A 24501-nucleotide genomic window follows, 5' to 3' on the forward strand; every position below is an offset into this window, starting at 1 on the left:
AAGCCCCGGCGGCCCCTGTCAGCCCTGGGCTGACACGATCCGGTCACCCGGGCGGCCGCAGGCCGGGTACCCGCCCGGACCCGGCCTTGACACGCCGCGCCGCACCGGGACCCGAACGGGCTACGGCCCCCTTCCCCGCGCAGCCGGGAAGGGGGCCGTGCCGCGGCCGTGGGAGCGGACGCTACAGCGTCTTGCCCGTGGCCGGGCCCACCAGCAGTCCTTCGCCGAACCGGTCCACCCGCACCGTGTCGCCGTCCTTGATCTCGCCGGACAGGATCTCCTTGGCGAGCCGGTCGCCGATGGCCGTCTGCACCAGGCGGCGCAGCGGACGGGCGCCGTAGGCCGGGTCCATGCCCTCGTCGGCGAGCCAGGCCAGCGCCTCGGGCGTGACGTCCAGCGTCAGGCGCCGCTCCGCGAGCCGCTTGGCGAGGCGGCCGATGGCGAGCTCCGCGATCCGGCCCAGTTCGTCCTTGGTGAGCGCCGAGAAGACCACCAGGTCGTCCAGCCGGTTGAGGAACTCCGGCTTGAAGGAGGCGCGGACGACCTCCAGGACCTGCTCCTTCTTCTCCTCCTCGCTGGTGATCGGGTCGATCAGGAACTGGCTGCCCAGGTTGGAGGTGAGGATCAGGATCGTGTTGCGGAAGTCGACGGTGCGGCCCTGTCCGTCGGTCAGCCGGCCGTCGTCCAGCACCTGGAGCAGGATGTCGAAGACCTCCGGGTGGGCCTTCTCCACCTCGTCCAGCAGCACCACGCTGTACGGCCGCCGGCGCACCGCCTCGGTGAGCTGGCCGCCCTCCTCGTAGCCGACGTATCCGGGCGGGGCGCCGACCAGCCGGGCCACGCTGTGCTTCTCGCTGTACTCCGACATGTCGATGCGGACCATGGCCCGCTCGTCGTCGAACAGGAAGTCCGCCAGCGCCTTGGCCAGCTCCGTCTTGCCCACGCCCGTCGGGCCGAGGAAGAGAAAGGAGCCCGTGGGCCGGTCCGGGTCGGCGATGCCCGCGCGGGAGCGGCGCACCGCGTCGGAGACCGCTTGCACGGCCTCGCCCTGCCCGATCAGCCGCCGGCCGATCTCGTCCTCCATGCGCAGCAGCTTCTGCGTCTCGCCCTCCAGCAGCCGGCCGGCCGGGATGCCGGTCCAGGAGGCGACGACGTCGGCGATGTCGTCCGGGCCGACCTCCTCCTTGACCATGGTGTCCTTGGCGGCCTCCTCCTCGGCGCGCGAGGCGGCCTCCAGCTCCCTCTCCAGGTCCGGGATCTCCCCGTACAGCAGCTTGGAGGCGGTGTCGAAGTCGCCGTCGCGCTGGGCGCGTTCGGCCTGGCCGCGCCGGTCGTCCAGCTTCTCCTTCAGCTCGCCGACCCGGTTGAGGGACTGCTTCTCCTTCTCCCAGCGGGCGGTCAGACCGCGCAGCTCCTCCTCCTTGTCGGCGAGGTCGCGGCGCAGCTTGTCCAGCCGCTCGCGGGAAGCGGCGTCGGTCTCCTTGTCGAGGGCCAGCTCCTCCATCCGCAGCCGGTCCACGACGCGCTGGAGCTCGTCGATCTCGACCGGCGAGGAGTCGATCTCCATCCGGAGCCGGGAGGCGGCCTCGTCGACCAGGTCGATGGCCTTGTCGGGCAGGAAGCGCGAGGTGATGTAGCGGTCGGACAGGGTCGCGGCGGCCACCAGCGCGGAGTCGTTGATCTGCACCTTGTGGTGGGCCTCGTAGCGGCCCTTGAGCCCGCGCAGGATCGCGATGGAGTCCTCCACGCTGGGCTCGGCGACCAGCACCTGCTGGAAGCGCCGCTCCAGCGCGGGATCCTTCTCGATCCGCTCGCGGTACTCGTCCAGCGTGGTCGCGCCGACCATGCGCAGCTCGCCGCGGGCCAGCATCGGCTTGAGCATGTTGCCGGCGTCCATCGCGGAGTCGCCGCCGGCACCCGCGCCGACGACCGTGTGCAGTTCGTCGATGAAGGTGATGATCTGCCCGTCGGAGTCCTTGATCTCCGCCAGGACGGTCTTCAGCCGCTCCTCGAACTCGCCGCGGTACTTCGCACCCGCGACCATCGCCCCGAGGTCCAGGGAGACCAGCCGCTTGTCCTTCAGGGACTCGGGCACGTCGCCCTTGACGATCCGCTGGGCGAGCCCCTCGACGACGGCGGTCTTGCCGACGCCGGGCTCACCGATGAGGACCGGGTTGTTCTTCGTACGCCGCGACAGCACCTGCACGACCCGGCGGATCTCCTGGTCCCGGCCGATGACCGGGTCCAGCTTCCCCTCCCGCGCCGCCGCGGTGAAGTCGGTGCCGAACTTCTCCAGGGCCTTGTACTGACCCTCGGGGTCGGGTGTGGTCACCCGGCGCCCTCCCCTCGCCTTCTGGAACGCCTCTTGCAGCTTCTTCGCACTGGCGCCCTGCCGCTCCAGCACCTCGCCGGCCGCGCCGCCCTTCGCGGCGATGCCGAGCAGCAGGTGCTCGGTGGACAGGTATTCGTCGCCCAGGTCCTTCGCCCGGCTCTGCGCGTCCGTGATGACGGCCAGCAGCTCACGGTTGGGCTGCGGCGGCGCCACGGTGGAGCCGGTCACGCTCGGCAGGGACGCGAGGACGCGCTCGGCGCCCGCGCGGACCGACGCCTGGTCGGCGTCCACGGCCGACAGCAGGTCGATGATGTTCTCGTTGTCCTGCCCCTCCAGCAGCCCGAGGAGCAGATGGGCCGGGGTCAGGTCGGGGTGTCCCCCGCTCACGGCTCGGTTGCCGGCCGCCTGAATCGCGTCCCGGCTCCTGTTGGTCAGCTCGGCGTCCACGGTCGCTTCTCTCCTCCTCGGCGTCGGCCCTCTGCCCTGTCCACGGGCACGCACCTGTCCACGGGCACGCCTCCCGTACTGACTCGGTCAACGTGCACAAAGTTGAGTCTATTCCACTCAAGGTGGATTCGGGAGGCCCGTTTCCCGGGGCGCGCCGGATCGGGCCCCGGGATAGCGGACCCAGGGACATCGGGCCCAAGGACATCGGGCCCAGGGATCGGGTGCCCCCGCCTCGCCGCATTGCAGCTTCCTGCGGGCACGCGAAAGCGCGCCCGGTGCGGGCGCGGTCGGCGAACGGGAGGGCGGGGGGCGACACCAGGAAGTGACATGGGCGCGCGAGAAGTGCCCGGAGGGGCTGTTTCCAGCCACAGCCCGGATCGGGCGACACCGCTGCGAAGGCACGCAAAACTGCAGCGGCGTCACCGTGTTCAGGTCACGGTGACGCCGCTGCGGGGGGGAAGCACCTGAGCGATCTGTTACGACGGGGGAATCGCGTCAGGCACTGCGGGGGGTGGCTGAGATGGTCCTGATGTCGGCGGGCTCCGGCGCCACCTGCCGGTGGTCCCGCTGGTCGAGATTCACGAAGATCATTCCGTACCGGATGGCACACCGCACGGGCCGTGGGGCCCCGCGAGGCCGGCGCAGGCACCGGAAGGCCCGTACGTCTCCGTCCTCGTCCCGGGTGACGACGACCGGCTCACCGAAGACGGTCACCATCAACGAGTCACCGCTGTGGGGGATGGCGGTGACCAGGTCGATGAAGTGCCAGCCGGACCGGTAGGCGGTGGCCATCTCCCGCCGGAACGAGCGGTCGTCGGGTGGTGTGGTCATCAGTCAGCCCCACGTACTGTCGTCCGGGCGCTCCGAAGAAGCCGATGCGGCCGTGACGCTCTTCGCACCCTTGGGTGCGACCACTCCCCACGTGCTGTCCGCCCGGTTCACGTGCCCCTTCGCGCCAGACAGGCCAGCCAGTGCGCTGACGGCCATGACGGCAGAGCAGGCGGCAACAAGCACCGAGCGAAGCATTCTCTTGTGCATAGTCGGCTTCGTCCTCACTTGAAGGTCCCCTCTCCCCCGTCAGAAATAGACGATGGCTCATTCCGGCACGTCATGGCCACCCAAACGGTGCATCATGTTCCTGCATGTTCAGGACCCTGGGGGGTGTAGATTTCTTGACGAATCGGACCAACGTCACACATCCCCATGCGATGAGTGAGCTGTGTGACGAGGGAAGCCGTCTGTACGCCCAAGCGCTCCGCGCCGGACGCCTCGCCCGGGAGGCCGCCGAGCCGGCGCCCTGCCTGGTGGAATTCTCCCTGCTCCACCCCGATCCGGACGACCCGAACTGGCTGCGACCTGTGCCTCCGTCGGTCGCCCTGGCCCACCGGCTCAACCCCATCGAGCGGGAGATCGCCGACCGCAGGAGACTGTCGGTGGAGCTGGCCGAGGCCTTCGAGCCCTTCATGGCGCTCAGCACCCAGGTCACCGCGGCGACCCACTCCATCTCGGTGCTGGAGGGCCTGGACCGTATCAACGCGGCGCTGGACCTCGCCACGGCCGAGTGCCGCTCGGAGATGCTCACCGTGCAGCCCAGCGGCCGCCGCCTCGAACACATCCTCGTCCAGGGACTCGAACGGGACCGCCCGCTGATCGAACGCGGGGTGCGCATCCGCACCCTCTACCAGCACACCGCCCGCTACAGCCCGGAGACGATCGGCTACGTCTCGCAGTTCGCCGACGGCAAGGTGGAGTACCGCACCATCGACGAGCTGGTCGAACGCCTCATCATCTGCGACGAGACGGTCGCGTTCATTCCCACTCGCGACGACCGCCAGGTCGCCCTGGAACTGCGCCACCCCGGCCTCGTCCGCTACCTGATCAAGGTCTTCGAGTTCATGTGGGCCCGCGCCGTGCCGCTGAGCACCGGTGCCCCCTACGAGACCGCCCCCGACGGCATCACGGAGATCCAGCACTCCATCGCCAAGCTCCTCGTCGAGGGCCACGTCGACGAGGCCATCGCCCGCCGCCTGGGCATGAACGTACGCACCTGCCGGGCCCACATCGCCAAGCTGGCGACCGCCCTCGGCAGCGGCAGCCGGGCCCAGCTCGGCTACCTCATCGCCCAGTCCGGCATCCTGAGACAACAGGACTGAACCCGATCGGAGAGACCCCTGCCCGCCCACGGCCTGCCGCACCCGGCCGTCGACGACGAGCGACGGCGCGAGGAGCTGCCACGGTGCTCCGCGACAAGGGCCGCCTCGACCGGACCATTGCGCGAGCAATGACCGACGCCGTCATCGCCGACCGCCTCGGCATGAACGTCCGCACCGCCCGCGAGCACATCGCCAAGCTCGCCGCCGCCCTCGGCAGCGCCAGCCGGGCCCAACTCGGCTACCTCATCGCGCGGTCCGGGATCCTCGACCGGGACCGCTGACCGCGGCCGCCCCGTCGGCGCCCGGCGGCCCGTCCAGCCCCGCCTGGGCGATCCGCACGCCCAGCTGCGTACGGCTGGCCGCGCCCAGCGTCTCCGACAGCCGGGCGATGTGCGCCCGGCAGGTGCGCACGCTGATGCCGAGCCGCTCGGCGATCACCGCGTCCTGGTGGCCCTCGGCCAGCAGCGCGGCGATGGACCGCTCCCGGTGCGAGATGCCCTCGATGCCGGTGTCGGGCAGCGGCGCGGTCAGCGGGATCGCCAGCCGCCACAGCCGTTCGAAGACCGTCACCAGGTACTCCACCAGCGCCGGGTGGCGCAGCTCCAGCGCCATGGTGCGATCCGCGTTGGCGGGGACGAAGGCGACCGTGCGGTCGAACAGGATCAGCCGGTCGATCACCTCGTCCAGCGTGCGCGCCTCGACCGCGTCGCCCATCAGCTCCAGATAGGTGAGCAGGCCCTGCCCGTGCCGGGCCACATGCGTGTACAGGTCGCGCATCCGCACGCCCCGGGCGCGCAGCGCCAGCGCCCTGGGCAGGCCCTCCGACAGCTCGTGCTCGCGCCGGATGCCGCCGGGCTGGACGGTCAGCACCTCCGTGCGGCACGCCTGGGTCGCCTCGTCCATCGCCGCCTGGATGCGGGACAGGCCGTCCAGGACGCGTATCGCGCTGCCCTCGCCGGCGGCGGCGGGCAGCCGCACCGGGCCGCCCAGGCCCGCGTACCGCTCGTAGGCGGCCACCGCCGAGCCGACCCGCCGGTGGCTCGCGCTGACCTCGTCGTACATCCCGCGCAGCAGCCGGGTCATGACCTCCTGCGGCGCGGTCGGCACCAGGAAGTCCATGTCGTCCGGGTCCGGGTGCAGCAGCGCGAGCTCCAGCAGGCAGGGCACCGGCTCGGCGTCCCGGCGCGGCACCCGGCCGCGGCGCACGGCCCGCGAGTACACCCGCTCGCCGGCGTCGCACAGTCGGTCAGCACCGTGTGGATGCTCCTGGGTCCCGTGCCCGGCCATGGCCCGTCACACCCCCGGTCTCCGCGTCTTTCCGCAGCGCAACTATGCGCGGCCCGGACCGGCTGTGCAACACGGCTTGCCCGGACCGGAGCGCCCATAACCACCGGTATCGACCGGTGTGTACGGGCCTCCGCCCGGCGCGCTGCAGGAACCTGCCCGGGAAAACCCGGACGGGTGCCCCGCCGGACGGAAGGCGGCCGCGCCGGCCGGCCACCGCGGGCCGGCGCGGGACTACTTGAGCCCGGCCGCCGCGCACGCCGTCTTGTACGACGCGGTGCAGATCTCGGAGGTCTTGTAGATGCCGTCGGCGACGACGGTGTCCTTGATGTTGGACTTGGTCAGGGCGACCACGGGCACCAGCTGGGCCGGGATGTTCTTGGCGGTCGGGCTGTTGACCTTGTCCCGGGTCAGCGAGTCGAACTGGATGTCCTTGCCCTGCACCTTGGCGACGGCCATCTCGGCGGCGTTCTCCGCCTCGGTCGGGTAGGACTTGTAGACGCTCATGTACTGCTCGTCGGCGAGGATGCGCTGCACGGCGTCGAGTTCGGCGTCCTGGCCGGTGATCGGCGGCAGCTTGGTGACGCCCGCGGCGTGCAGGGCCTTGATGACGCCGCCCGCCATGCCGTCGTTGGCGGCGTAGACGCCGGCGATGCCGTCCCGGCCGATCGCGGCGATCGCCTCGGTCATCTGCGCCTGGGCGATCTCCGGCTTCCAGTCCTTGGTGTCGTAGGACTTGGCGATCGTCACCTTGCCGGTCAGCTGGGCGAGGGCGCCCTCCTTGAACTGCTTGGCGTTCGGGTCGGTGGACGAGCCGTTCATCATGACGATCTTGGGGGAGCCGGTCGAGCCCACCGCCTCCAGCAGCGAGCGGCCCTGCACCTCGCCGACCAGCTCGTTGTCGAAGGAGATGTACGCGTCGATGGGCCCCTCGGCGAGCCGGTCGTAGGCGATGACGGAGATGCCCGCGGTCCTGGCCTTCTTCACCTGCTCGGCGATGGCGTGCGCGTCGACGGCGTCCAGCACGATGACGTCCATCTTGTCGTCGATCATCTGCTGCATCTGCTCGGCCTGCTTGGTCGCGCTGGCCCCGGCGTTGGCGTACTCGACCACGCCCTGCTTGTCGGTCAGCTCGGCCACCTTGGTCTTGAAGATCGGGGCGTCGAACTTGTCGTAGCGGGTGTTCGCCGTCTCCGGCAGCAGCAGACCCACCTTCACGTCGTTGCCCTTGGACGGAGTCGCGCTGCTGCCGCCGTCCGAACCGCCGAGCGCCCCGCAGCCGGCCAGCGGGAGGGACAGCGTGGACGCGGCCACGGCTATGGCGATACGACGCATCGAGGTGCTCACTTCTGGTGCCTTCCGGACGAGGACGCAGCATTGCGACCCAGGTGACTGAAAAGCCAACGCGGCCCCCGGTACCGGCGTCAAGCCGTCCCGCTTAACGAGATGACAACACCCGTTCCGCTTGTGCTGTGAAAACCTCGCGGAGCCTCCCGCATTCCCCCTCCAAACCCCCTTTACGGACCCTCCATCAACTCCCCCGACGAGGAGGCCCGCACGCCGGAGGGCCGGGAGACGTACGCCTCCCGGCCCTCCGGTCCGAACCCGCCGGACCTCAGTCCGGCTGCTGCCGCTTGGGCCGCCACACCACCAGCGCGCTGGTCTGCTGGACCTCCTGGTAGGGCACCAGGTCCCGCCGGTAGGAGGCGTGGACGGCCGCCTCGCGCTGCCGCATCGTGGCCGCCGCGCCCTCCAGGGCCGACTGCATCTCCGCGATGCGGGCCTGGAGCGCGACGACCTGGTTCTCCAGTTCGATGATGCGCTTGATGCCGGCCAGGTTGATGCCCTCGTCCTGCGACAACTGCTGCACCTGGCGGAGCAGTTCGATGTCGCGGGCCGAGTAGCGGCGGCCCCGGCCGGCGGTGCGGTCCGGGGACACCAGCCCCAGCCGGTCGTACTGGCGGAGGGTCTGCGGGTGCAGTCCGGACAGCTGCGCCGCCACGGAGATGACGTACACCGGTGTGTCTTCCGTCAGTTCGTACGGGTTACGACGGCGGCCGTCCATCTCCCTCATGCTCCCTTCGCGGCCTCGAACAGCTCCGCCCGCGGGTCCTCGCCCGCGGTCGCCTCGCGATACGCCTCCAGCGCGTCACGAGCCTTCCCCGACACGTCCTTCGGAACACTCACCTCGACGGTGACCAGCAGATCGCCCCGGGTGCCGTCCTTGCGGACCGCTCCCTTGCCGCGCGCCCGCATCGTCCGGCCGTTCGGCGTGCCCGGAGGCAGCTTCAGCGTCACCGGCGGCCCGCCGAGCGTGGGCACCCGCACCTCGCCGCCGAGCGCGGCCTCGTCGAACGTGACCGGCACGGTGACGGTGAGGTTGTCCTCCTTGCGGCCGAAGACCGGGTGCTCCCCGACGTGCACCACCACGTACAGGTCGCCCGCCGGGCCGCCGCGCTCACCCGGAGTTCCCTTGCCGCGCAGCCGGATGCGCTGCCCGTCCGACACCCCGGCCGGGATGCGGACCTGCATCGTCCGCGACGACTTGGCGCGCCCGGAGCCCTTGCAGACCTCGCACGGGTTCTCCGCGATCAGGCCGCGGCCCTTGCAGTCCGGGCACGGGTCGGTCAGCGAGAACCCGCCGCCCGAACCGCGCGCCACCTGCCCGGTGCCGACGCAGGTCGGGCACACCCGCGGCGTGCCGTTGGCGTCGCCGGTGCCCGAACACGCCTTGCACGGCGCTTGCGAGGACATCCGCAGCGGGACCGTGGCCCCTTCGATGGCCTCGGTGAAGCTCAGCGTGACCTCGGACTCGATGTCCTGGCCGCGCCGCGGCTGGGTCCGTGTGCCCGCGCCCGCGCCGCCCCGGTTGAACAGGCCGCCGAAGACGTCGCCGAGCCCGCCGCCGAAGCCGCCGCTCTGGCCGCCGCCACCGCCCTGGGCGCCCCCGAAGAGGTCGCCCAGGTCGAAGTTGAACGAACCGCCGCCGCCCGGACCCGGGCGGAAGCCGCCGCTGCCGAACAGGGCGCGGGCCTCGTCGTACTCCTTGCGCTTCTTGGGGTCGCCGAGGACGTCGTTCGCCTCGGAGATCTCCTTGAAACGTTCCTCCGCCTTGGCGTTGCCCTTGTTGGCGTCCGGGTGGAACTCGCGGGCGAGCTTCCGGTACGCCTTCTTGATCTCGGCCTCGGTGGCGTCCTTGGGGACGCCGAGAACCTTGTAGTAGTCCTTCTCGATGAAGTCCTTGGTGCTCATCCCCGACGTCCCTCCTCCCGTGCGTCGCGTGCGGGTGCGTCAGCCCTCGTCCGGGCCACCGCTGTCCTTGTCGTCGGCCGGCTCGGCGCCCTTCTCCGCACCGGCCTCGTCCGCGGACTTGACCGTCTGCGCACCGGGCTGCGGCTCGGCCACGGCCACCCGCGCGGGGCGGATGGTGCGCTCGCCGATCCGGTACCCGGGCTGAAGGATCGCCACGCACGTCGTCTCGGTGACGTCCGGCGCGTAGCTGTGCATCAGCGCCTCGTGGATCGTCGGGTCGAAGGGCTCGCCCTCCTTGCCGAACTGCTGGAGTCCCATCTTGGCGGCCACGGTCTCCAGCGACTCGCCGACGGACTTGAAACCGCCCACCAGTTCGCCGTGCTCCCGGGCGCGCCCGATGTCGTCGAGCACGGGCAGGAGCTCGGTCAGGAGGTTCGCCACGGCGATCTCCTTGACCGCGATCCGGTCCCGCTCGACCCGGCGCCGGTAGTTCTGGTACTCGGCCTGGAGCCGCTGGAGGTCCGCGGTGCGCTCGCCGAGCGCGGTGCGCACCTGGTCCAGCTGGGCCGTCAGGCCGGCCTTCTCGCTCGCGTCCCCGGCCGGGGCCGCCCCCTCCTCGGAGGAGGAGGCGGCCTTCGGCTCGGCGTCGTCAGGGGTGGCGCCGGAGGGGACGTCGGGCTTCTCGTCGAAACCCGGGGTCTCCTCCGTCACGCGGCACCGTCCTTGCGCTCGTCGTCCACGATCTCGGCGTCCACGACGTCGTCGTCGGCCTTCGCCTGGCCGGCGCCCGGCTCACCGGCGCCGCCGGCGGCCTGCGCGCCCTGGGCGTCGGCGTACATGGCCTGGCCCAGCTTCTGGGAGACGGCGGCGACCTTCTCCGTGGCGGTGCGGATCTCGGTGCTGTCCTCGCCCTTGAGCTTCTCCTTCAGCTCGGCGACAGCCTCCTCGACCTCGGTCTTGACCTCGCCCGGGACCTTGTCCTCGTTGTCCTTGAGGAACTTCTCGGTCTGGTAGACGAGCTGCTCGCCCTGGTTGCGGGTCTCGGCGGCCTCGCGGCGGGCGTGGTCCTCCTCCGCGTACTTCTCGGCCTCCTGGCGCATGCGGTCGACCTCGTCCTTCGGCAGCGAGGAGCCGCCGGTGACGGTCATCTTCTGCTCCTTGCCCGTGCCCAGGTCCTTGGCGGTCACGTGCATGATGCCGTTGGCGTCGATGTCGAAGGCGACCTCGATCTGCGGGACGCCGCGCGGCGCCGGCGGCAGACCGGTCAGCTCGAACATGCCGAGCTTCTTGTTGTAGGCCGCGATCTCGCGCTCGCCCTGGTAGACCTGGATCTGCACCGACGGCTGGTTGTCCTCGGCCGTGGTGAAGATCTCCGAGCGCTTGGTCGGGATCGTGGTGTTGCGCTCGATCAGCTTGGTCATGATGCCGCCCTTGGTCTCGATGCCGAGGGACAGCGGGGTGACGTCGAGGAGCAGGACGTCCTTGACCTCGCCCTTGAGGACACCGGCCTGCAGGGCGGCGCCGATGGCGACGACCTCGTCCGGGTTGACGCCCTTGTTGGCCTCGTTGCCGCCGGTCAGCTCCTTGACGAGCTCGGCGACGGCGGGCATGCGGGTCGAGCCGCCGACGAGGACGACGTGGTCGATCTCGTTGATCGAGATGCCGGCGTCCTTGATGACGTTGTGGAACGGCGTCTTGCAGCGCTCCAGCAGGTCCGCGGTCAGCTGCTGGAACTGGGCGCGGGTGAGCTTCTCGTCCAGGTGCAGCGGGCCCTCGGCGGACGCCGTGATGTAGGGCAGGTTGATCGAGGTCTCGGTGGACGAGGACAGCTCGATCTTGGCCTTCTCCGCCGCCTCGCGCAGGCGCTGGAGGGCCATCTTGTCCTTGGACAGGTCCACGCCGTGGCCGGACTGGAACTGCTTGACCAGGTAGTCGACGACGCGCTGGTCCCAGTCGTCGCCGCCGAGGTGGTTGTCGCCGTTGGTGGCCTTCACCTCGACCACGCCGTCGCCGATCTCCAGCAGCGAGACGTCGAAGGTGCCGCCGCCGAGGTCGAAGACGAGGATCGTCTGGTCGTCCTTGTCGAGGCCGTACGCCAGGGCGGCGGCCGTCGGCTCGTTGACGATGCGCAGGACGTTCAGACCGGCGATCTCGCCGGCCTCCTTGGTGGCCTGGCGCTCGGCGTCGTTGAAGTACGCCGGGACGGTGATGACCGCGTCGGTCACCTTCTCGCCCAGGTACGACTCGGCGTCCCGCTTCAGCTTCTGCAGCACGAAGGCGCTGATCTGCTGCGGGTTGAAGTCCTTGCCGTCCAGGTTGATCTTCCAGTCGGTGCCCATGTGGCGCTTGACCGACCGGATGGTCCTGTCGACGTTGGTGACGGCCTGGCGCTTGGCCACCTCGCCGACGAGCACCTCGCCGTTCTTGGCGAAGGCGACGACGGACGGCGTGGTCCTGGCGCCCTCGGCGTTGGTGATGACGGTGGGCTCGCCGCCTTCGAGAACGCTGACGACGGAGTTAGTCGTGCCCAGGTCGATGCCGACCGCACGTGCCATGGTGAATTCCTCCAGCTGACTTGAGTGGAACTGACTCAAGTGTGCCCCACACCCGGCAATGGGTCAAGAGACCTGAGTGGAGGTGGCTCAACTCTTATCCATCCCTTACGCGCAAGGACTCTCTGAGCTGCGACGACGCGGACTGCCGGGGTGGCGGAGCGGGTGCCTGACCACGGGAGGCGGGCGGGACGCGTACGCCGCGCACATCCGCGCCGGGACCGCGCGGGGCGCCCAGGGCGCCCGTTCCCCCGGGCGCCCTCCGGCCTCTGGCCGACGTCTCGGCTTCTGCCCGGCCACGGGAGCCGTATGCCTCGAAAAGGGGCATTCTGCTGGACGACCGGGCGCCGGTGGGGGGAGCCGAGGGCGCGGGCAGGCCGGATCCGGTGGCGGCGCGGTGAGTTCCGGTGTCGCGGCCGCGGTGGGTTCCGGTGTCGCGGGGGGCGCGGGGGTCGCGGGAGGCGGCGGTGTCGCGGGCGGCGCGGGGGTCGCGGGGGCCGGCGGCGGGGCGGCCGAGGGTGGTGTGGCGGGTGAAGGTGGTGTGGCGGTGGGTGGCCGTGCCCGGCGGGCCGCCGGGGCGGCGCGGGCCGTAGACCCGTACCCGCAGCAGGCCGAGGACGGCGGCCAGCACCGCCCCCGCCGCCCACAGCGCACCGGTCGGCGCGAGCCATCCCGTGTGCACCAGCACCCCGACCAGCACCGTCGCGAAGGCGGCGACGCTCAGCAGCACCGTCGCGCCCGGCGGGGTGAGGCCGAGCCGGCGCAGCCGGTGCGCGAGGTGGTCGGGACCGCGCCGTCTGAGCGGCCGCCCGGCCAGCCGCCGGGAGAGCACGACCAGGACCGCGTCGGCGCTCGCCAGGGCGGTGAGCCCGAACAGCGCGGCCGCGGTGGGCCCGGCGTCGTACCCGGTGCGGACGAGCACCGCCGAGGCGGCGAGCACGAAGCCGGTGAACAGGGAGCCGCAGGCGCCGAAGGCGATCCGCGCGGGATGCCAGTTGTGCATGAGGAAGCCGGTGAGGGCCGCGGCCAGGATGCTGAGCAGCACCGCCAGGTCGTCCATCAGCTCCGCCGCCGCGCACGCGCCCGCGCCGAAGGCGGTCAGCACACCGACGGTGCCGGCCAGCCCGTCGGCGTGGTCCAGTCCCCGGAAGGCCGCGGCGACACAGGCGATCCAGGCCACCGCGGCGAGGCCCGCGGGCACGCCGGTCTCGTCGTACGGCACCACGAAGGCCGCCGCCACGGCCGTGCCCACCAGCAGGATGCGGTTGCTGAGCCGCCACACGTCGGCGACCAGACCGAGGACGGCGACCCCGGCGCCGGCGGCGAGCAGCCGGCCCACGCCGGCGCCGAGCGGGGCGGCGCCCGTCCAGCCGCCCGCCGCCGCGACCAGGCAGGTACTGGCCACCACGGCCACGCCGCCCAGCAGCGGCACCGGGCGCACCCGGCGCCGGTCGACCAGTCCGAGCCGCAGCGCGGGCGCCCGGAACAGGGCCGAGAGCACGGCCGCGAGGAGGAGGGCGGTGGTGGCGGTGGCGATCCCGTAGAGCACGGTTCTTAAATTAGGGGTATATCGGGCGATTGGGTGTGAATAACACGATCGGAACAGAGTTCGACTCGGATTCGATCTGGATCCGGATGCGATTCGAATGCGACTCGGATGCCTCCGCGCGAAGAAGTCGCTCCCGTGAGGGCCGCAGGTGGTCGAGGGCAGGACGCGACCTGCCCCGATCGCCACGTCAGGCGACCCTCAGCGACCCAGATCACCCCGCGCCCGGCTACATTGCGACGGAGGATGAGGGTAGTCTCAAACGGACTGCATAAGTTACCGCTTAGTAATTTCGAGGCCGCCTCACAGGAGCCCCAATGCAACTCGCCGCGATCATCGTGTCGCTGGTCCTGATCGTGGTCGGCGTGGCACTGTTCGGCCGCGCCGTCTGGCAGATCTACACCTCCATGCGGCTCGGCCAGTCCGTGCCCGCCGGTACCCGGACCAACGAGCCCGCACAGCGCACCCTCACCGTGGTCAAGGAGTTCCTCGGCCACACCCGGATGAACCGCTGGGGCGTCGTCGGCGTGGCGCACTGGTTCGTGGCGGTGGGCTTCTTCTCGCTGCTGCTGACGATCGTCAACGCCATCGGCCAGCTCTTCCAGGCCGACTGGCTGCTGCCGGTCATCGGCGAGTGGGCGCCGTACAACGTGTTCGTCGAGTTCATCGGCACGATGACGGTGCTCGGCATCCTGGTCCTGATCGCGATCCGCCAGCTGAGCAAGCCGGACAAGCCGGGCCGCAAGTCCCGCTTCGCCGGCTCCAACTTCGGCCAGGCGTACTTCGTCGAGTGCGTGATCCTCATCGTCGGCGTCTGCATCTTCATGCTGCACGCCCTGGAGGGCGCCCAGCACCACGTCGACGGCTACGAGGCGTCGTTCTTCATCTCGTACCCGGTGGTCTCCTGGCTGCGCGGCATGGACGCCTCCACGCTCCAGAACCTCACCTACTTCTTCGCCGGCCTGAAGATCGCGACCTCGTTCATCTGGATGATCACGGTCGCCCTGAAGACCGACATGGGCGTCGCCTGGCACCGCTTCCTCGCCTTCCCGAACATCTGGTTCAAGCGCGAGGCGGACGGCGGCACGGCCCTGGGCGCACTCCAGCCGATGACGTCGGGCGGCAAGGCGATCGACTTCACCGACCCGGGCGACGACGACGTGTTCGGCGTCTCGCAGGTCGAGCACTTCTCCTGGAAGGGCCTGCTGGACTTCTCCACCTGCACCGAGTGCGGCCGCTGCCAGTCGCAGTGCCCCGCCTGGAACACCGGCAAGCCGCTCTCCCCGAAGCTGCTGATCATGTCGCTGCGCGACCACGCGCACGCCAAGGCCCCCTACCTGCTCGCCGGCGGCGGCAAGAGCGTGGAGGGCGAGGAGAAGGCGTCCGAGGAGGCCCTCAAGGACGTCCCGGCCGCCGCGCTGGCCGAGGCCGAGCGCCCGCTGATCGGCACCGCCGAGGAGAACGGCGTCATCGACCCCGACGTCCTGTGGTCCTGCACCACCTGCGGCGCCTGCGTCGAGCAGTGCCCGGTGGACATCGAGCACGTGGACCACATCGTGGACATGCGCCGCTACCAGGTGATGATCGAGTCGGCGTTCCCGTCCGAGGCGGGCACGATGCTCAAGAACCTGGAGAAGAAGGGCAACCCCTGGGGCCTGGCCAAGAAGCAGCGCCTGGAGTGGACCAAGGAGGTCGACTTCGAGGTCCCGGTGGTCGGCAAGGACATCGAGGACCTCACCGAGGTCGAGTACCTGTACTGGGTGGGCTGCGCGGGCGCCCTGGAGGACCGGGCCAAGAAGACCACGAAGGCCTTCGCGGAGCTGCTGCACATCGCGGGCGTGAAGTTCGCGATCATGGGCGGCGACGAGAAGTGCACCGGCGACTCCGCCCGCCGCCTGGGCAACGAGCCCCTGTTCCAGGAGCTCGGCATGGAGAACGTCATGTCCCTCAACGCCGCCTTCGGCGAGGAGATGGACGACGACGGCAAGGTCACCGACGAGTCGCGGAAGCCGAAGTCGGCGAAGAAGATCGTCGCGACCTGCCCGCACTGCCTCAACACGATCGGCAACGAGTACCCGCAGATCGGCGGCGACTACGAGGTCATCCACCACACCCAGCTGCTCCAGCACCTGGTGGACGAGGGCAAGCTCGTCCCGGTGACCCCGGTCGAGGGCATCATCACCTACCACGACCCGTGCTACCTGGGCCGCCACAACAAGATCTACACCCCGCCGCGCGAGATCATCGCCAGCGTCCCGGGCCTGCGCAACGAGGAGATGCACCGCCACAAGGAGCGCGGCTTCTGCTGCGGCGCCGGCGGCGCGCGGATGTGGATGGAGGAGCGGATCGGCAAGCGCATCAACAACGAGCGCGTCGACGAGGCCCTCTCCCTCAACCCGGACATCGTCTCCACCGCCTGCCCGTTCTGCCTGGTCATGCTCACCGACTCGGTCAACGGCAAGAAGAACGACGGCAAGGCCAAGGAGTCCATCCAGGTCGTGGACGTCGCCCAGCTGCTGCTGGACTCCGTCAAGACCCCGGTGGACGAGCCCCCGGCGGGCGAGGCGGACAGCGAGAGCGCCCCGGAGCCGCAGCCGGTGAAGTGACCGGCCGCTGAACGCCATGACGGCGCCCTCCGACCCGCGCGGGTCGGGGGGCGCCGTCGTGTGCGACGCGTTTCGTCTGTGCGGCGTCAGGCGCTCTTCGGGGCGGCCTGCTGCACCACCTCGAAGGACCACAGGGTCGAGCCGGAGGCCGCCGGCCTGGGCCGCTCGCCGCCGCCCTCGCCGCCGCCCTGGTGCGCGGACTTCATCGGTCCCTCCATCCACGCCTGGAACGACTCCTCGTCGCGCCAGCGCGTGTACACGAGGTACTGGTCGGTGCCCTCCACGGGCCGCAGCAGCTCGAACCACTCGAACCCGTCGGAGTTCTCCACGGCGTGCGCACGGGAGGCGAAGCGCTTCTCCAGCGTCTCCCGCTGCTCGGCCGGCACGGTCAGCACGTTGATCTTCACTACGCTCATGACCCCATCCTGGACCATGGGCACCGGCCGAGTCCCGGAAGACGGCGGGCCGGGGCGTGGGCGGTCGCCGATGCCCGCGCCGTTCCGCTCGGGCGCCGGCGTCAGTGCCCCGCCCGCCCGTCCGTCTCCCGCTGGTCCGGTGCGCCCGCGCCTCCCACCCGCAGCTGCTCGGTGATCTGGACGAACGCGGCCCGGAGGTGTTCCGGGATGCCCAGGGCCACCGCGGCCTGCTCTGCGGAGAGGGCGGCCCCGCCGGTGGGCGCCGCGGCGGGGGACGGGGCCGGGGTCTGGGGCAGGTCCTCCTCCGCCAGCTTGCCGGACCGGATCAGGACGTCCCGGACGGGGACGCCGAGAGCGCGCGCGAGGCCCCGCATGGTGTCCAGGTCGGGCATGCTCTGCCGCTGGAGCAGGCGGGTGACGGCCGCCCGGTGCACTCCCGCGTCCTCGGCCAGCTTCGTCCTGCCGCCGCCCCGCGGGCTGTCGATGTCGTAGCCGCGCGCCCGCATCGCGCCCTCGACCCACCCGGCGAATTCCTCTATGCGCTCGGCATCACTCTTCATGTGTGAGTGCTCCCTGTGCTTCCTGCGTACTTCCTGCCCTGTCTGCTTCCCCCGACCACTGTAGTGGTCGTGCGCGCGCGAAACACGTGGGTGCGCGCACGCGCGGGTAAGAAACGAGTGAGGCGTGGCAGCCTCCGGCGCCGCCTGGTTCGATCGGCCGCCCCACTGGATTCATTGCGTGCCCTCACGCAACATGGCAAGCTGTGTGCGCACCCGCAACAAGTACGCCGCCGAACTCGGCTGCCTCCCGCACCCCTTGCCGCGCGTCCGCGATGCCGCCTCGTCCGCGCCGTTCATCCCAGCCGTGGCCGTTCATCCCGCCCACGTCGTACTCGACGCTCTCGATCGGAGTGCCCACCATGACGCACCGCGCCGTCCGCCAGGACACCGCCCGTACCGCCCGCTGGATCGACGTCCTCGCCCGCCAGTTCCCCGATCTGCTCGCCGAACTGGCCCCGGGAGGCGGTCGGCCGGGCCTCACGGCGGGCCGCACCCGCGGCGCCGGCGGCGGTTCGGGCTCCGCCCCGGTGCGGCTCCACGTCTCCGACGCCCTGCGCGACATCACCGACGGCGTGATCGAGCTGGAGGAGGCCGTCCGGGACCGGCTGGGGCTCGGCCGCGCGCCGCGGGCCGGCGTGCCCGAGCGGCTGCGGCGGCTCGCCGGACTGCTGGACCGGGTCGCCGACCACCCCGACCTGGCCCGGCACGTCCTGGACGAGTGCCGCCGCATGGCCCGCCGCGGCGGCCGCGTCCTCGGCGCCCAGGAGGCGATGGTGCGCGTCGACGGGCGATGCCCCTGGTGCGACTCGGTCTCCCTGCGCGCGCTCCCCGCCGGGCGGGTGGTGCTGTGCGTCAATCCCGGCTGCCGGTGCACGGCCCCGGGGTGCGCGTGCGCGGACGACGCCGGGCACCGCCACAGCTGGGAGGAGTCTGCGTGGGCGCGGCTCGCCGACGACTCGGGCGCGGACGCGGCGGCGATCACCGCGCTCGTGGACGCCGCCGAAGGCCGCGCCGACGACGCGGAAGGGGTCGCGTGATGGCCCGTACGCCCAGCCGTCTCCTGCCCGGGGGGCCGTTCCTGGTGACCGGAGCCACGGCCGCCGCCGAGGCGGGTGTGACGCCCGCGACGGTACGGAAGTGGGTGCAGTTGGGCCGGCTGACGGCCGCCGGACGGCAGGGCCGTGCGCACCTGTTCCGGCTGGAGGACGTGTTCGCGGCGGAGCGGGCCGCGCGGGGGCGGTCCGCTCCCGGGTGAGCCGCCGCCGGCCGCTCCGGTTCCCCCCTTCGCCCCTTCACCTCCTCGGTCCGCCGCACCGCCCCGTCGCATCGCCGTGATGCGACGGGGCGGTGCGCGTTTCTCCGGGTGGACCGGCGGCGGGCCGGCGGCGTACGGGTGCCGGAGGCTCCCCCGAAAGAATTAGTTGCGCTCGCGCTCGCAACATGTCACAGTTGGTGCAGCGGCGGAGCTGTGCCCGGGCCGCGCAGGCCCGGGCATCGGCCCGCCGCTTCTCCGTGAGCACCCCCGGACACCCCGATGACCGGCGTGTCCTCCTCCGCGAAGGGAGGCCATCCCGTGGCCGAACCGACGGTCACCTTCCCCGACGTCGAGCGACTCGTCGTCGACTACCTGAAGACCCGCGCCGAACTCGCCGCCGCCACCGTGGACAACGTCCCGCCCAGCGGCTTCAACGGCACCCAGCCGGTCGTCCTGGTCTCCCGCTCCGGCGGGGCCTGGATCGACGACCAGCGCCTGGACCAGCCGCTGGTGGACCTCGAGGTCTACGGCCCCGACAAGACCAGCGCCCACGCGCTGGCCTTGAAGGCCCGCTCGGCGATCCTCACGCTGCGCGGCGCCGTCTACGGCACGGCGCGCGTCACCGACGTCGTCGAGGCCGACGGCCCGCGCTGGCTGCCCGACTGGAACCGGGCGGCGGCCAACCGCTACTACGCGACGGTCCGCCTGCTCATCCACACCGGCTGACCCGGCCGCCGGCCGGCCGTCCGGACCGGCGCCCTCCCCGCGCACCGCACCACTTTCCAGTGCACCACATCCCTCAAGAACACCAAGAGGAGTCACGCATGGCAGGCAACAACGCCAACGAGATCCGCGTCGCCGGCACCGGACGCATCCTGGTCGCCCCGGTCGGCACGGCCGCGCCGGCCGACACCACCGCCGCGTGGGCGGCGGCCTGGAAGGACCTCGGCTACACCTCGCAGGACGGCATCAAGCTGTCCAAGAAGGACAAGCTGGACCCGGTCGAGACCTGGCAGTCGGTCTCCCCGGCCCGGTTCATCTACTCGGACCGCGACCTGACCGTGAAGTTCCAGCTGCTCCAGATGAACGAGGACACGCTGCCGTTCTTCATGGGCGGTGACACCGTCGCCGAGACCGCCACCGGCTCCGGTCTCTACAAGTACGACCTGGCCTCCGCCCCGAAGTTCAACGAGAAGGCGCTGGGCGTGGAGTTCACCGACGGCAGCTCCATCACGTACCGCTTCGTCATCCCGCGCGGTCAGGTCACCGACTCCGAGGAGCTGTCGCTGACCCGCACGGCCTCCATCAAGCTCGGCGTCACCTTCACGGCGCTGTCGGTCGACGACACCAAGCCGCTGGCCACCTTCCTGATGAAGGACCCGGCCTACAGCGTCGCCTCCTGACCCTTTCCCTCCCCCGGCGGGCGGGGACGTGCGCCGCGCGTCCCCGCCCGCGTCCCGCCATCACCAGCAAATCACCCTGAACACGAACGGAGTTGACCCATGGCAGGCTTCGATGTCGGCGCCGCCCGGGCCCAGCGCCTCGAAGCGCTCGGCCACAGCTGGTCGTTCACCCTCGACGACGACACATTCACGCTGCCCACCGAGCTGACCCGCAAGACCGCCCGCGCCCTGCGTGAGCTGGACGACAACGACGTGGACGGACTGCTGCACGCCCTGCTGGGCGACGCCCAGTACGCGCGCTTCGACCGCCACGACGTCACCATGCAGGACATCGCCGCGATCATGGAGGCGTACGGCAGGGAGACCGGGCTCGGCCTGGGGGAAGGCTGAGCCTCGGCGCGTTCGTCGACGAGCACGCCGAGGCCCTGGAGGCGGATCTGCTCCGCCACTACGGCGTGGACCTGCTCGACTGGCACCGCGGCCGACTCACCTCGCGCCGGCTCGCGGTGCTGGTCCGGCACCTGCCGCAGGACAGCGTGACACTGCGCGAGCTGCACGGCGAAGCGGCCGACTGGTCGGTCGGTGACTACCTCCTCGCCACTGCGGTCGACCGACTCGCCGAGGCCAACTGGATGTTCGCGACGGTCAACCGGGACGAGGACACCGAGCCGCTGGAGTATCCGAAGCCCGTGCCGCGACCGGGTACTGAGCCCGACGGGCCCGACGGTCCGGACGGGCCGGACGCCCGGCCGGACCAGGACGCGGAGACCGGGCCCGTGGACCCGGCCCGCGTTCCCGATCCCACGCTCGCCGAACTGCTGCGGTTCTTCTCATAGCCGGCCCGCGCCGGCGGGCGGGCGGTGGGCGCGAGGTGGCGTGAACCGCGCCCCGCTTTCCCGTTGTCATCACCGGGGTGTCGGGTACTCTCGAACAATAATCGCTCACATGTTCGATACGGGGGTGAGCGGTGCGGAGGGAGGGCCGAGTGACGAAGAACGACCGCGCGGTGTCGGGTGGTACCGACTACGCCGAGGCCGCCAGTGAACTGCGGCGCACGCTGGCCGAGCGCCTGCGGGGCCGTCCCGTGCCTCCGGATCTCGTGGTCACCACACGGGCGGAGATCGAACGGCGCGAATTCCGGGCGTACGGGCAGGGATGGCGCGACCGTGGGGAGCACGAGGAGCAGCGCGGAGAGCGGGCGCGGTCGGTGCGGGGTCCGGCCGACGGGGCCAAGGTGCTGCCGTTCCCCCAGCCCCAGCCCCAGCCCCAGCGCGAGCCTTCGGCACCGGCCGCGGCGGATCGGCACCGCGCGGACCCCGGCCTCGCGGACCCGTGTCAGTCGGACCCCGGCCGGCCGAGGACGCACCGGGCGGGCCCGGAGCAGACCGAACCGCGGACCCCGGGGCCGCACCCCACGGGCCCGCATCCGCATCCGTCCGGGGCTCCGGCGGCGCGCCCGCATCCCGCCGACGACCTCTGCTGAAAGCTCAGGCCCTTCCCGGGGCTCGGGCTCTCCCGGGGGCTCAGTGATCGAAGAAGTCCCGGCGGTCCTTCCATCGGGACCTTCCGCGTTCGACTTTCGGCACCGTCGGCGACTTCGACCGCGCGTTCTTCTCGGTGAACCGCGGTGCGCGCGGGGACGGCGCGGACGCGGCCGGCCGCTCGACGCCCTGGCCGTCGTCCTCGCCCTCCCTCTCCGCCGCGTCCTGCGGCGGCTCCCCCTCTGTCCGGGCCGCCGGGAACGGGATGACCGCGCCGCCCTCCAGAAGGGTCAGCGCCGGCCGCCGCAGCTCCGGCGGCAGGGAGGCGAGCGCGTCTTTCCAGCCATGGGCATACGCGGCGAACTCCCGGCGTTCGACCTCGGCCGATCGACCGCACCCGAAGGCCGGCTCCGCCCCCGCCGCTCTCGTCCGGGAGCGGCTCCCCCGCCCAGGGCCGGGACGTTTTCAGGTCATGACGCGCCGGACCGAGCGGAAGGAGAGTAACTGGTGATGCATTTATGGGCAGTTGCACACACCACACCCGGCTGCGCGGGGGCGGCCCGGACGTGTCCCGTCAGCCGACCGGCGTCCTCTTCTTCCAGCGCTCCACCGCGCGGCGGATACGCCGTGCGGTGAGCCACCTGGTCAGGCCGGACCAGTTGGACGTGTGCAGCATCAGGAAGTTGTCGGGGTCGCCGGGAGCCCTGCCGAGTGTCTCCACCACTCCGAGATAGCAGTGCTCGTTCCAGGCAGTGCCGATGAAGACCCAGAACAGCGGGTACTTGGCCGCCTTCCGCATGGTGTTCATGAACGCCTCGCCGTCGTACGGCGATCCGTCGAGGAGCAGGACGGCCACGGTGTGCCCGGGCAGGCCGGCGGAAGCCTCGATGATCCGTTCCATCATGGGCGAGAGGCGCCGAAGGCCCTGGAACAGCTTCCCCTCCCGCCGCAACCGCGCGAGGTTGTTCTTCTTCTGCTCGCCTCTGACCCGCTCCGTGTGATTCTCCGGAGTCAGCCAGTCGTCGCCCCAGGAATCCAGTTGGCCAGGCGCCGGGCGGGGAATGGGAACCGGCTTGTCGGTGAACAACCAGAAACCGACGTCCACTCCATCCGAGTACTTCTCCGAAAAATGCAGCGCGAACTCCGCCGATTGTTTACGGAAAGACAGCTCGAAGGACCTCTCATCGGAAACGCAAACACCGATGGCCACGTTCACTCCGCACCCCCATACTCGGACTGATTCCGGCAGACCCTACCGCACATCCGCCCCGCCAGGAAAGGAACCGCATCATGGCCGCATCCGGCAGCGCAGGATCGGACACGCACAAACTGAACCTGGACTTCGTCCCCGAGCCCGTCCGCAATGCCTTTCGGCTTTACTACTCGAAAGACGAGGCCGCGAACCTCGTCATGAAGGTCACCACCATCAACAACACGCTGGACTACCTCAAGATCGGTCTGGCCGCCGTCTCCACCGGACTGACCGTGGTCAAGGCGGACTTCACCTTTCTGAAGATCGACGAGAAGGGCATCACCTGGCTGGGCAACACCGTCAAGCCCTTCCCCTGGGCCAAGGAGGGCGACAAGTGGTGGCGCCGGGTCGTCAGCCAGAAGAAGATCGATGAATTCGAGGACAAGGAGAAGGAAAAGGAGAAGCTGAAAAAGGAACAGGAGGAACTGAAGAAGCTCAGGCCGTACGTCGACAAGACCTTTTACCGGCAATCCCGGGCCGCCGGACTCAACCAACGGATCAACCACGCCCAGAACACGGCCGACCAGGCGAAGACGAAAGCGCAGTCGGCGGAGAACAAGGTGAACGAGCTGCGGAGGAGCCTCCGTACGGCCGGCGAGAACGCCAAGCAGACCGAAAGGGTGCGGAACCAGAACTTCACCACCACCCGCGACTCCGTCAACAAGCTGAGCCAGGCGCTCGCGGGAATCTGACGTTCCGCCCGCCGGCCGTCGGCGGCGCATCGGAAGGTGCGGACATGAGGGACCAGACATGAGGGATCGGACATGAGGGATCGGACATGAGGGATCGGACATGAATCTCAAGCAGGCTGTCGCCGGTGTGAACACCGCACTCGGCGGTCTCAAGAACTCCCTGAACCAGGCCGGCGGCAATCTGGACAGGTTCCGGAAGAGCGCCGCCGCCAACACCGCCACCATGACCAAGGTCAAGGGCGACTCTGACAAGCTGTCCTCCTCCCTGGGCAGGCTGAGGACCGCCGCCGCCCAGAGCGGCCAGGGACTCGACAAGGTCAAGGTGGCCTCGCGCGACGCCGACGGCGGGATCGGCAAGGCCCGTACCGGCACCGACAAGCTCAAGACCTCCCTCGACCGGCTCAGGAGCGCCGCCAAGGGCGCCCACGGCGAGCTGAAGAACGTCAAGCAGCAGTCGGACGCCGTCGAGAAGTCCGTCGGCAAGGCCGCCAAGAACGCCGACAAGGGCGGCAAGTCCATGGGCGGCCTGGGCAAGGGCCTCAAGGGCGCCTCCCTCGCGCAGAAGGGGCTCAACCTGGCGATGGCCGCCAGTCCCTTCGGCCTGGTGATGACCCTGCTCACCCCGCTCATCGCCCAGTTCGTCAACATGGACAAGGTCACCAAGCTGTTGCAGAAGGGCGTCTCGTACGCCATGAAGCACATCGGCTCGGCGGTGGGCGCCCTGGCGAAGAACGCCGGCCCCATCCTGCGCGGCCTCGGCAACGCCATGCTCGCCCCGATGACCGGCCTCGCCACCGCGCTGAACGGCCTGCTCGGCGCCCTCGCCGGCATCCACATCAGCATCCCGGGCTGGGTGCCGAAGTTCGGCGGCCGCTCCTTCGGCTTCCCCCGGCTGCACGTGCCGGTCCCGCACCTCGCCGCCGGCGGTGTCGTGCAGGCCCGCTCCGGCGGCACGCTCGCCCTGCTCGGCGAAGCGGGCGAGAACGAGGCCGTCATCCCGCTGTCCAAGCTGGAGGGCATGGTCGGGCAGGGCGGCGGACTGCGCACCCTCGCCGCCGCCGTCGAGAAGCTCGCGGACCGGCCCGTCGTCATCCAGGTCGACTCGCAGGAGATCGCCCGCGCGGTGTTCCTGGGCCAACGCCAGCTCGCCAGGCGGTAGTCCGCGCAGCACGTACGCACAGCACGTACGCACAGCGCGCCCCCGCCTCCCCGGCCGACGGCTCACATCCGTCGGCCTTTTTCACGCCCTCCGGCACACCTCCACCTTCTG

General features: G+C 70.8%; 23 protein-coding genes and 1 pseudogene. 12 read left to right on the plus strand and 12 right to left on the minus strand.

The window, feature by feature from the left end; genetic code table 11:
* Positions 1 to 181: 181 nt before the first annotated feature.
* Both clpB and ABEB07_RS15250 read right to left on the minus strand, forming a co-directional pair.
* Complete coding sequence (clpB, locus tag ABEB07_RS15245) at positions 182 to 2779, minus strand: ATP-dependent chaperone ClpB (RefSeq protein WP_345668813.1); 2598 nt, start codon at positions 2777 to 2779, stop codon at positions 182 to 184.
* A gap of 495 nt (positions 2780 to 3274) precedes the next feature.
* Positions 3275 to 3610 carry a Rieske (2Fe-2S) protein gene (locus tag ABEB07_RS15250; RefSeq protein ID WP_164585802.1) on the minus strand — a complete coding sequence of 112 codons (336 nt, stop codon included), beginning with the start codon at positions 3608 to 3610 and terminating at the stop codon, positions 3275 to 3277.
* Between the two features lie 377 nt (positions 3611 to 3987).
* On the opposite strand from ABEB07_RS15250, the gene ABEB07_RS15255 reads away from it, so the two are divergent.
* Together ABEB07_RS15255 and ABEB07_RS15260 are read left to right on the plus strand one after the other, a co-directional pair.
* Entirely contained in the window at positions 3988 to 4932 is a 945-nt protein-coding gene (locus tag ABEB07_RS15255; protein ID WP_345668814.1) for a helix-turn-helix transcriptional regulator, read from the plus strand.
* A 128-nt stretch (positions 4933 to 5060) separates the two neighbouring features.
* Positions 5061 to 5213: pseudogene (locus tag ABEB07_RS15260) on the plus strand (helix-turn-helix domain-containing protein); the annotation flags it as partial.
* On the opposite strand, the gene ABEB07_RS15265 reads toward ABEB07_RS15260, so the two are convergent.
* The 7 genes from ABEB07_RS15265 to ABEB07_RS15295 all read right to left on the minus strand — a co-directional run bounded on the left by ABEB07_RS15265 (position 5176) and on the right by ABEB07_RS15295 (position 13569).
* Entirely contained in the window at positions 5176 to 6219 is a 1044-nt protein-coding gene (locus ABEB07_RS15265) for a helix-turn-helix transcriptional regulator (protein ID WP_164585804.1), read from the minus strand. The pseudogene ABEB07_RS15260 and the gene ABEB07_RS15265 overlap by 38 nt on opposite strands.
* Before the next feature lie 231 nt (positions 6220 to 6450).
* Positions 6451 to 7551, minus strand: coding sequence for a sugar ABC transporter substrate-binding protein (locus tag ABEB07_RS15270; protein ID WP_176152048.1), 1101 nt, complete (start codon positions 7549 to 7551; stop codon positions 6451 to 6453).
* A 280-nt stretch (positions 7552 to 7831) separates the two neighbouring features.
* Positions 7832 to 8281 carry a heat shock protein transcriptional repressor HspR gene (locus tag ABEB07_RS15275; RefSeq protein WP_176152047.1) on the minus strand — a complete coding sequence of 150 codons (450 nt, stop codon included), beginning with the start codon at positions 8279 to 8281 and terminating at the stop codon, positions 7832 to 7834.
* Between the two features lie 5 nt (positions 8282 to 8286).
* Positions 8287 to 9468: a molecular chaperone DnaJ gene (dnaJ, locus tag ABEB07_RS15280; protein ID WP_176149838.1), complete on the minus strand. Its 1182-nt coding sequence runs from the start codon at positions 9466 to 9468 to the stop codon at positions 8287 to 8289.
* A gap of 39 nt (positions 9469 to 9507) precedes the next feature.
* The gene (gene grpE / locus ABEB07_RS15285) at positions 9508 to 10179 is read right to left on the minus strand and encodes a nucleotide exchange factor GrpE (protein ID WP_176149837.1); all 672 of its coding nucleotides are present in this window, start codon (positions 10177 to 10179) and stop codon (positions 9508 to 9510) included.
* Complete coding sequence (dnaK, locus tag ABEB07_RS15290; RefSeq protein WP_176149836.1) at positions 10176 to 12023, minus strand: molecular chaperone DnaK; 1848 nt, start codon at positions 12021 to 12023, stop codon at positions 10176 to 10178. Before dnaK ends, grpE begins: the two co-directional genes overlap by 4 nt.
* Positions 12024 to 12117: 94 nt before the next feature.
* On the minus strand, positions 12118 to 13569 hold the full coding sequence (locus ABEB07_RS15295; protein WP_425589008.1) for an MraY family glycosyltransferase: 1452 nt from the start codon (positions 13567 to 13569) through the stop codon (positions 12118 to 12120).
* A 314-nt stretch (positions 13570 to 13883) separates the two neighbouring features.
* Here ABEB07_RS15295 and ABEB07_RS15300 point away from each other — a divergent pair, with 314 nt between their 5' ends.
* Positions 13884 to 16172, plus strand: a complete 2289-nt coding sequence (locus ABEB07_RS15300; protein ID WP_176149834.1) for a (Fe-S)-binding protein — start codon at positions 13884 to 13886, stop codon at positions 16170 to 16172.
* An 86-nt stretch (positions 16173 to 16258) separates the two neighbouring features.
* Here the strand turns inward: ABEB07_RS15300 and ABEB07_RS15305 are convergent, their stop codons facing one another.
* Together ABEB07_RS15305 and ABEB07_RS15310 are read right to left on the minus strand one after the other, a co-directional pair.
* The gene (locus ABEB07_RS15305) at positions 16259 to 16588 is read right to left on the minus strand and encodes an antibiotic biosynthesis monooxygenase family protein (protein WP_164588482.1); all 330 of its coding nucleotides are present in this window, start codon (positions 16586 to 16588) and stop codon (positions 16259 to 16261) included.
* Positions 16589 to 16689: 101 nt separating this feature from the next.
* Positions 16690 to 17148, minus strand: coding sequence for a helix-turn-helix domain-containing protein (locus ABEB07_RS15310; protein ID WP_345668815.1), 459 nt, complete (start codon positions 17146 to 17148; stop codon positions 16690 to 16692).
* 359 nt (positions 17149 to 17507) lie between these two features.
* Here ABEB07_RS15310 and ABEB07_RS15315 point away from each other — a divergent pair, with 359 nt between their 5' ends.
* From ABEB07_RS15315 to ABEB07_RS15345, 7 genes are all read left to right on the plus strand, one after another.
* Positions 17508 to 18185, plus strand: a complete 678-nt coding sequence (locus tag ABEB07_RS15315; protein WP_345668816.1) for a hypothetical protein — start codon at positions 17508 to 17510, stop codon at positions 18183 to 18185.
* Positions 18185 to 18403 carry a helix-turn-helix domain-containing protein gene (locus ABEB07_RS15320; protein ID WP_345668817.1) on the plus strand — a complete coding sequence of 73 codons (219 nt, stop codon included), beginning with the start codon at positions 18185 to 18187 and terminating at the stop codon, positions 18401 to 18403. Before ABEB07_RS15315 ends, ABEB07_RS15320 begins: the two co-directional genes overlap by 1 nt.
* A 318-nt stretch (positions 18404 to 18721) precedes the next feature.
* Positions 18722 to 19129: a hypothetical protein gene (locus ABEB07_RS15325; RefSeq protein WP_345668818.1), complete on the plus strand. Its 408-nt coding sequence runs from the start codon at positions 18722 to 18724 to the stop codon at positions 19127 to 19129.
* 98 nt (positions 19130 to 19227) lie between these two features.
* A complete protein-coding gene (locus tag ABEB07_RS15330) occupies positions 19228 to 19806 on the plus strand; it encodes a phage tail tube protein (RefSeq protein ID WP_345668819.1) in 579 nt (192 codons plus the stop codon).
* 99 nt (positions 19807 to 19905) lie between these two features.
* Complete coding sequence (locus ABEB07_RS15335) at positions 19906 to 20196, plus strand: hypothetical protein (protein ID WP_345668821.1); 291 nt, start codon at positions 19906 to 19908, stop codon at positions 20194 to 20196.
* Positions 20197 to 20261: 65 nt separating this feature from the next.
* On the plus strand, positions 20262 to 20642 hold the full coding sequence (locus ABEB07_RS15340) for a hypothetical protein (protein WP_345668822.1): 381 nt from the start codon (positions 20262 to 20264) through the stop codon (positions 20640 to 20642).
* A 149-nt stretch (positions 20643 to 20791) separates the two neighbouring features.
* Entirely contained in the window at positions 20792 to 21289 is a 498-nt protein-coding gene (locus ABEB07_RS15345) for a hypothetical protein (protein WP_345668823.1), read from the plus strand.
* Positions 21290 to 21861: 572 nt separating this feature from the next.
* Here the strand turns inward: ABEB07_RS15345 and ABEB07_RS15350 are convergent.
* On the minus strand, positions 21862 to 22503 hold the full coding sequence (locus ABEB07_RS15350; RefSeq protein ID WP_345668824.1) for a VWA domain-containing protein: 642 nt from the start codon (positions 22501 to 22503) through the stop codon (positions 21862 to 21864).
* A 74-nt stretch (positions 22504 to 22577) separates the two neighbouring features.
* Between ABEB07_RS15350 and ABEB07_RS15355 the strand changes: the two genes are divergently transcribed.
* Complete coding sequence (locus ABEB07_RS15355; protein WP_345668825.1) at positions 22578 to 23231, plus strand: hypothetical protein; 654 nt, start codon at positions 22578 to 22580, stop codon at positions 23229 to 23231.
* A gap of 100 nt (positions 23232 to 23331) precedes the next feature.
* A complete protein-coding gene (locus ABEB07_RS15360; protein ID WP_345668826.1) occupies positions 23332 to 24390 on the plus strand; it encodes a hypothetical protein in 1059 nt (352 codons plus the stop codon).
* The last annotated feature ends 111 nt before the right edge of the window (positions 24391 to 24501 follow it).

Origin of the sequence: Streptomyces similanensis, from assembly GCF_039543625.1 — a bacterium.
Classification (GTDB): Bacteria; Actinomycetota; Actinomycetes; order Streptomycetales; family Streptomycetaceae; genus Streptomyces; species Streptomyces similanensis.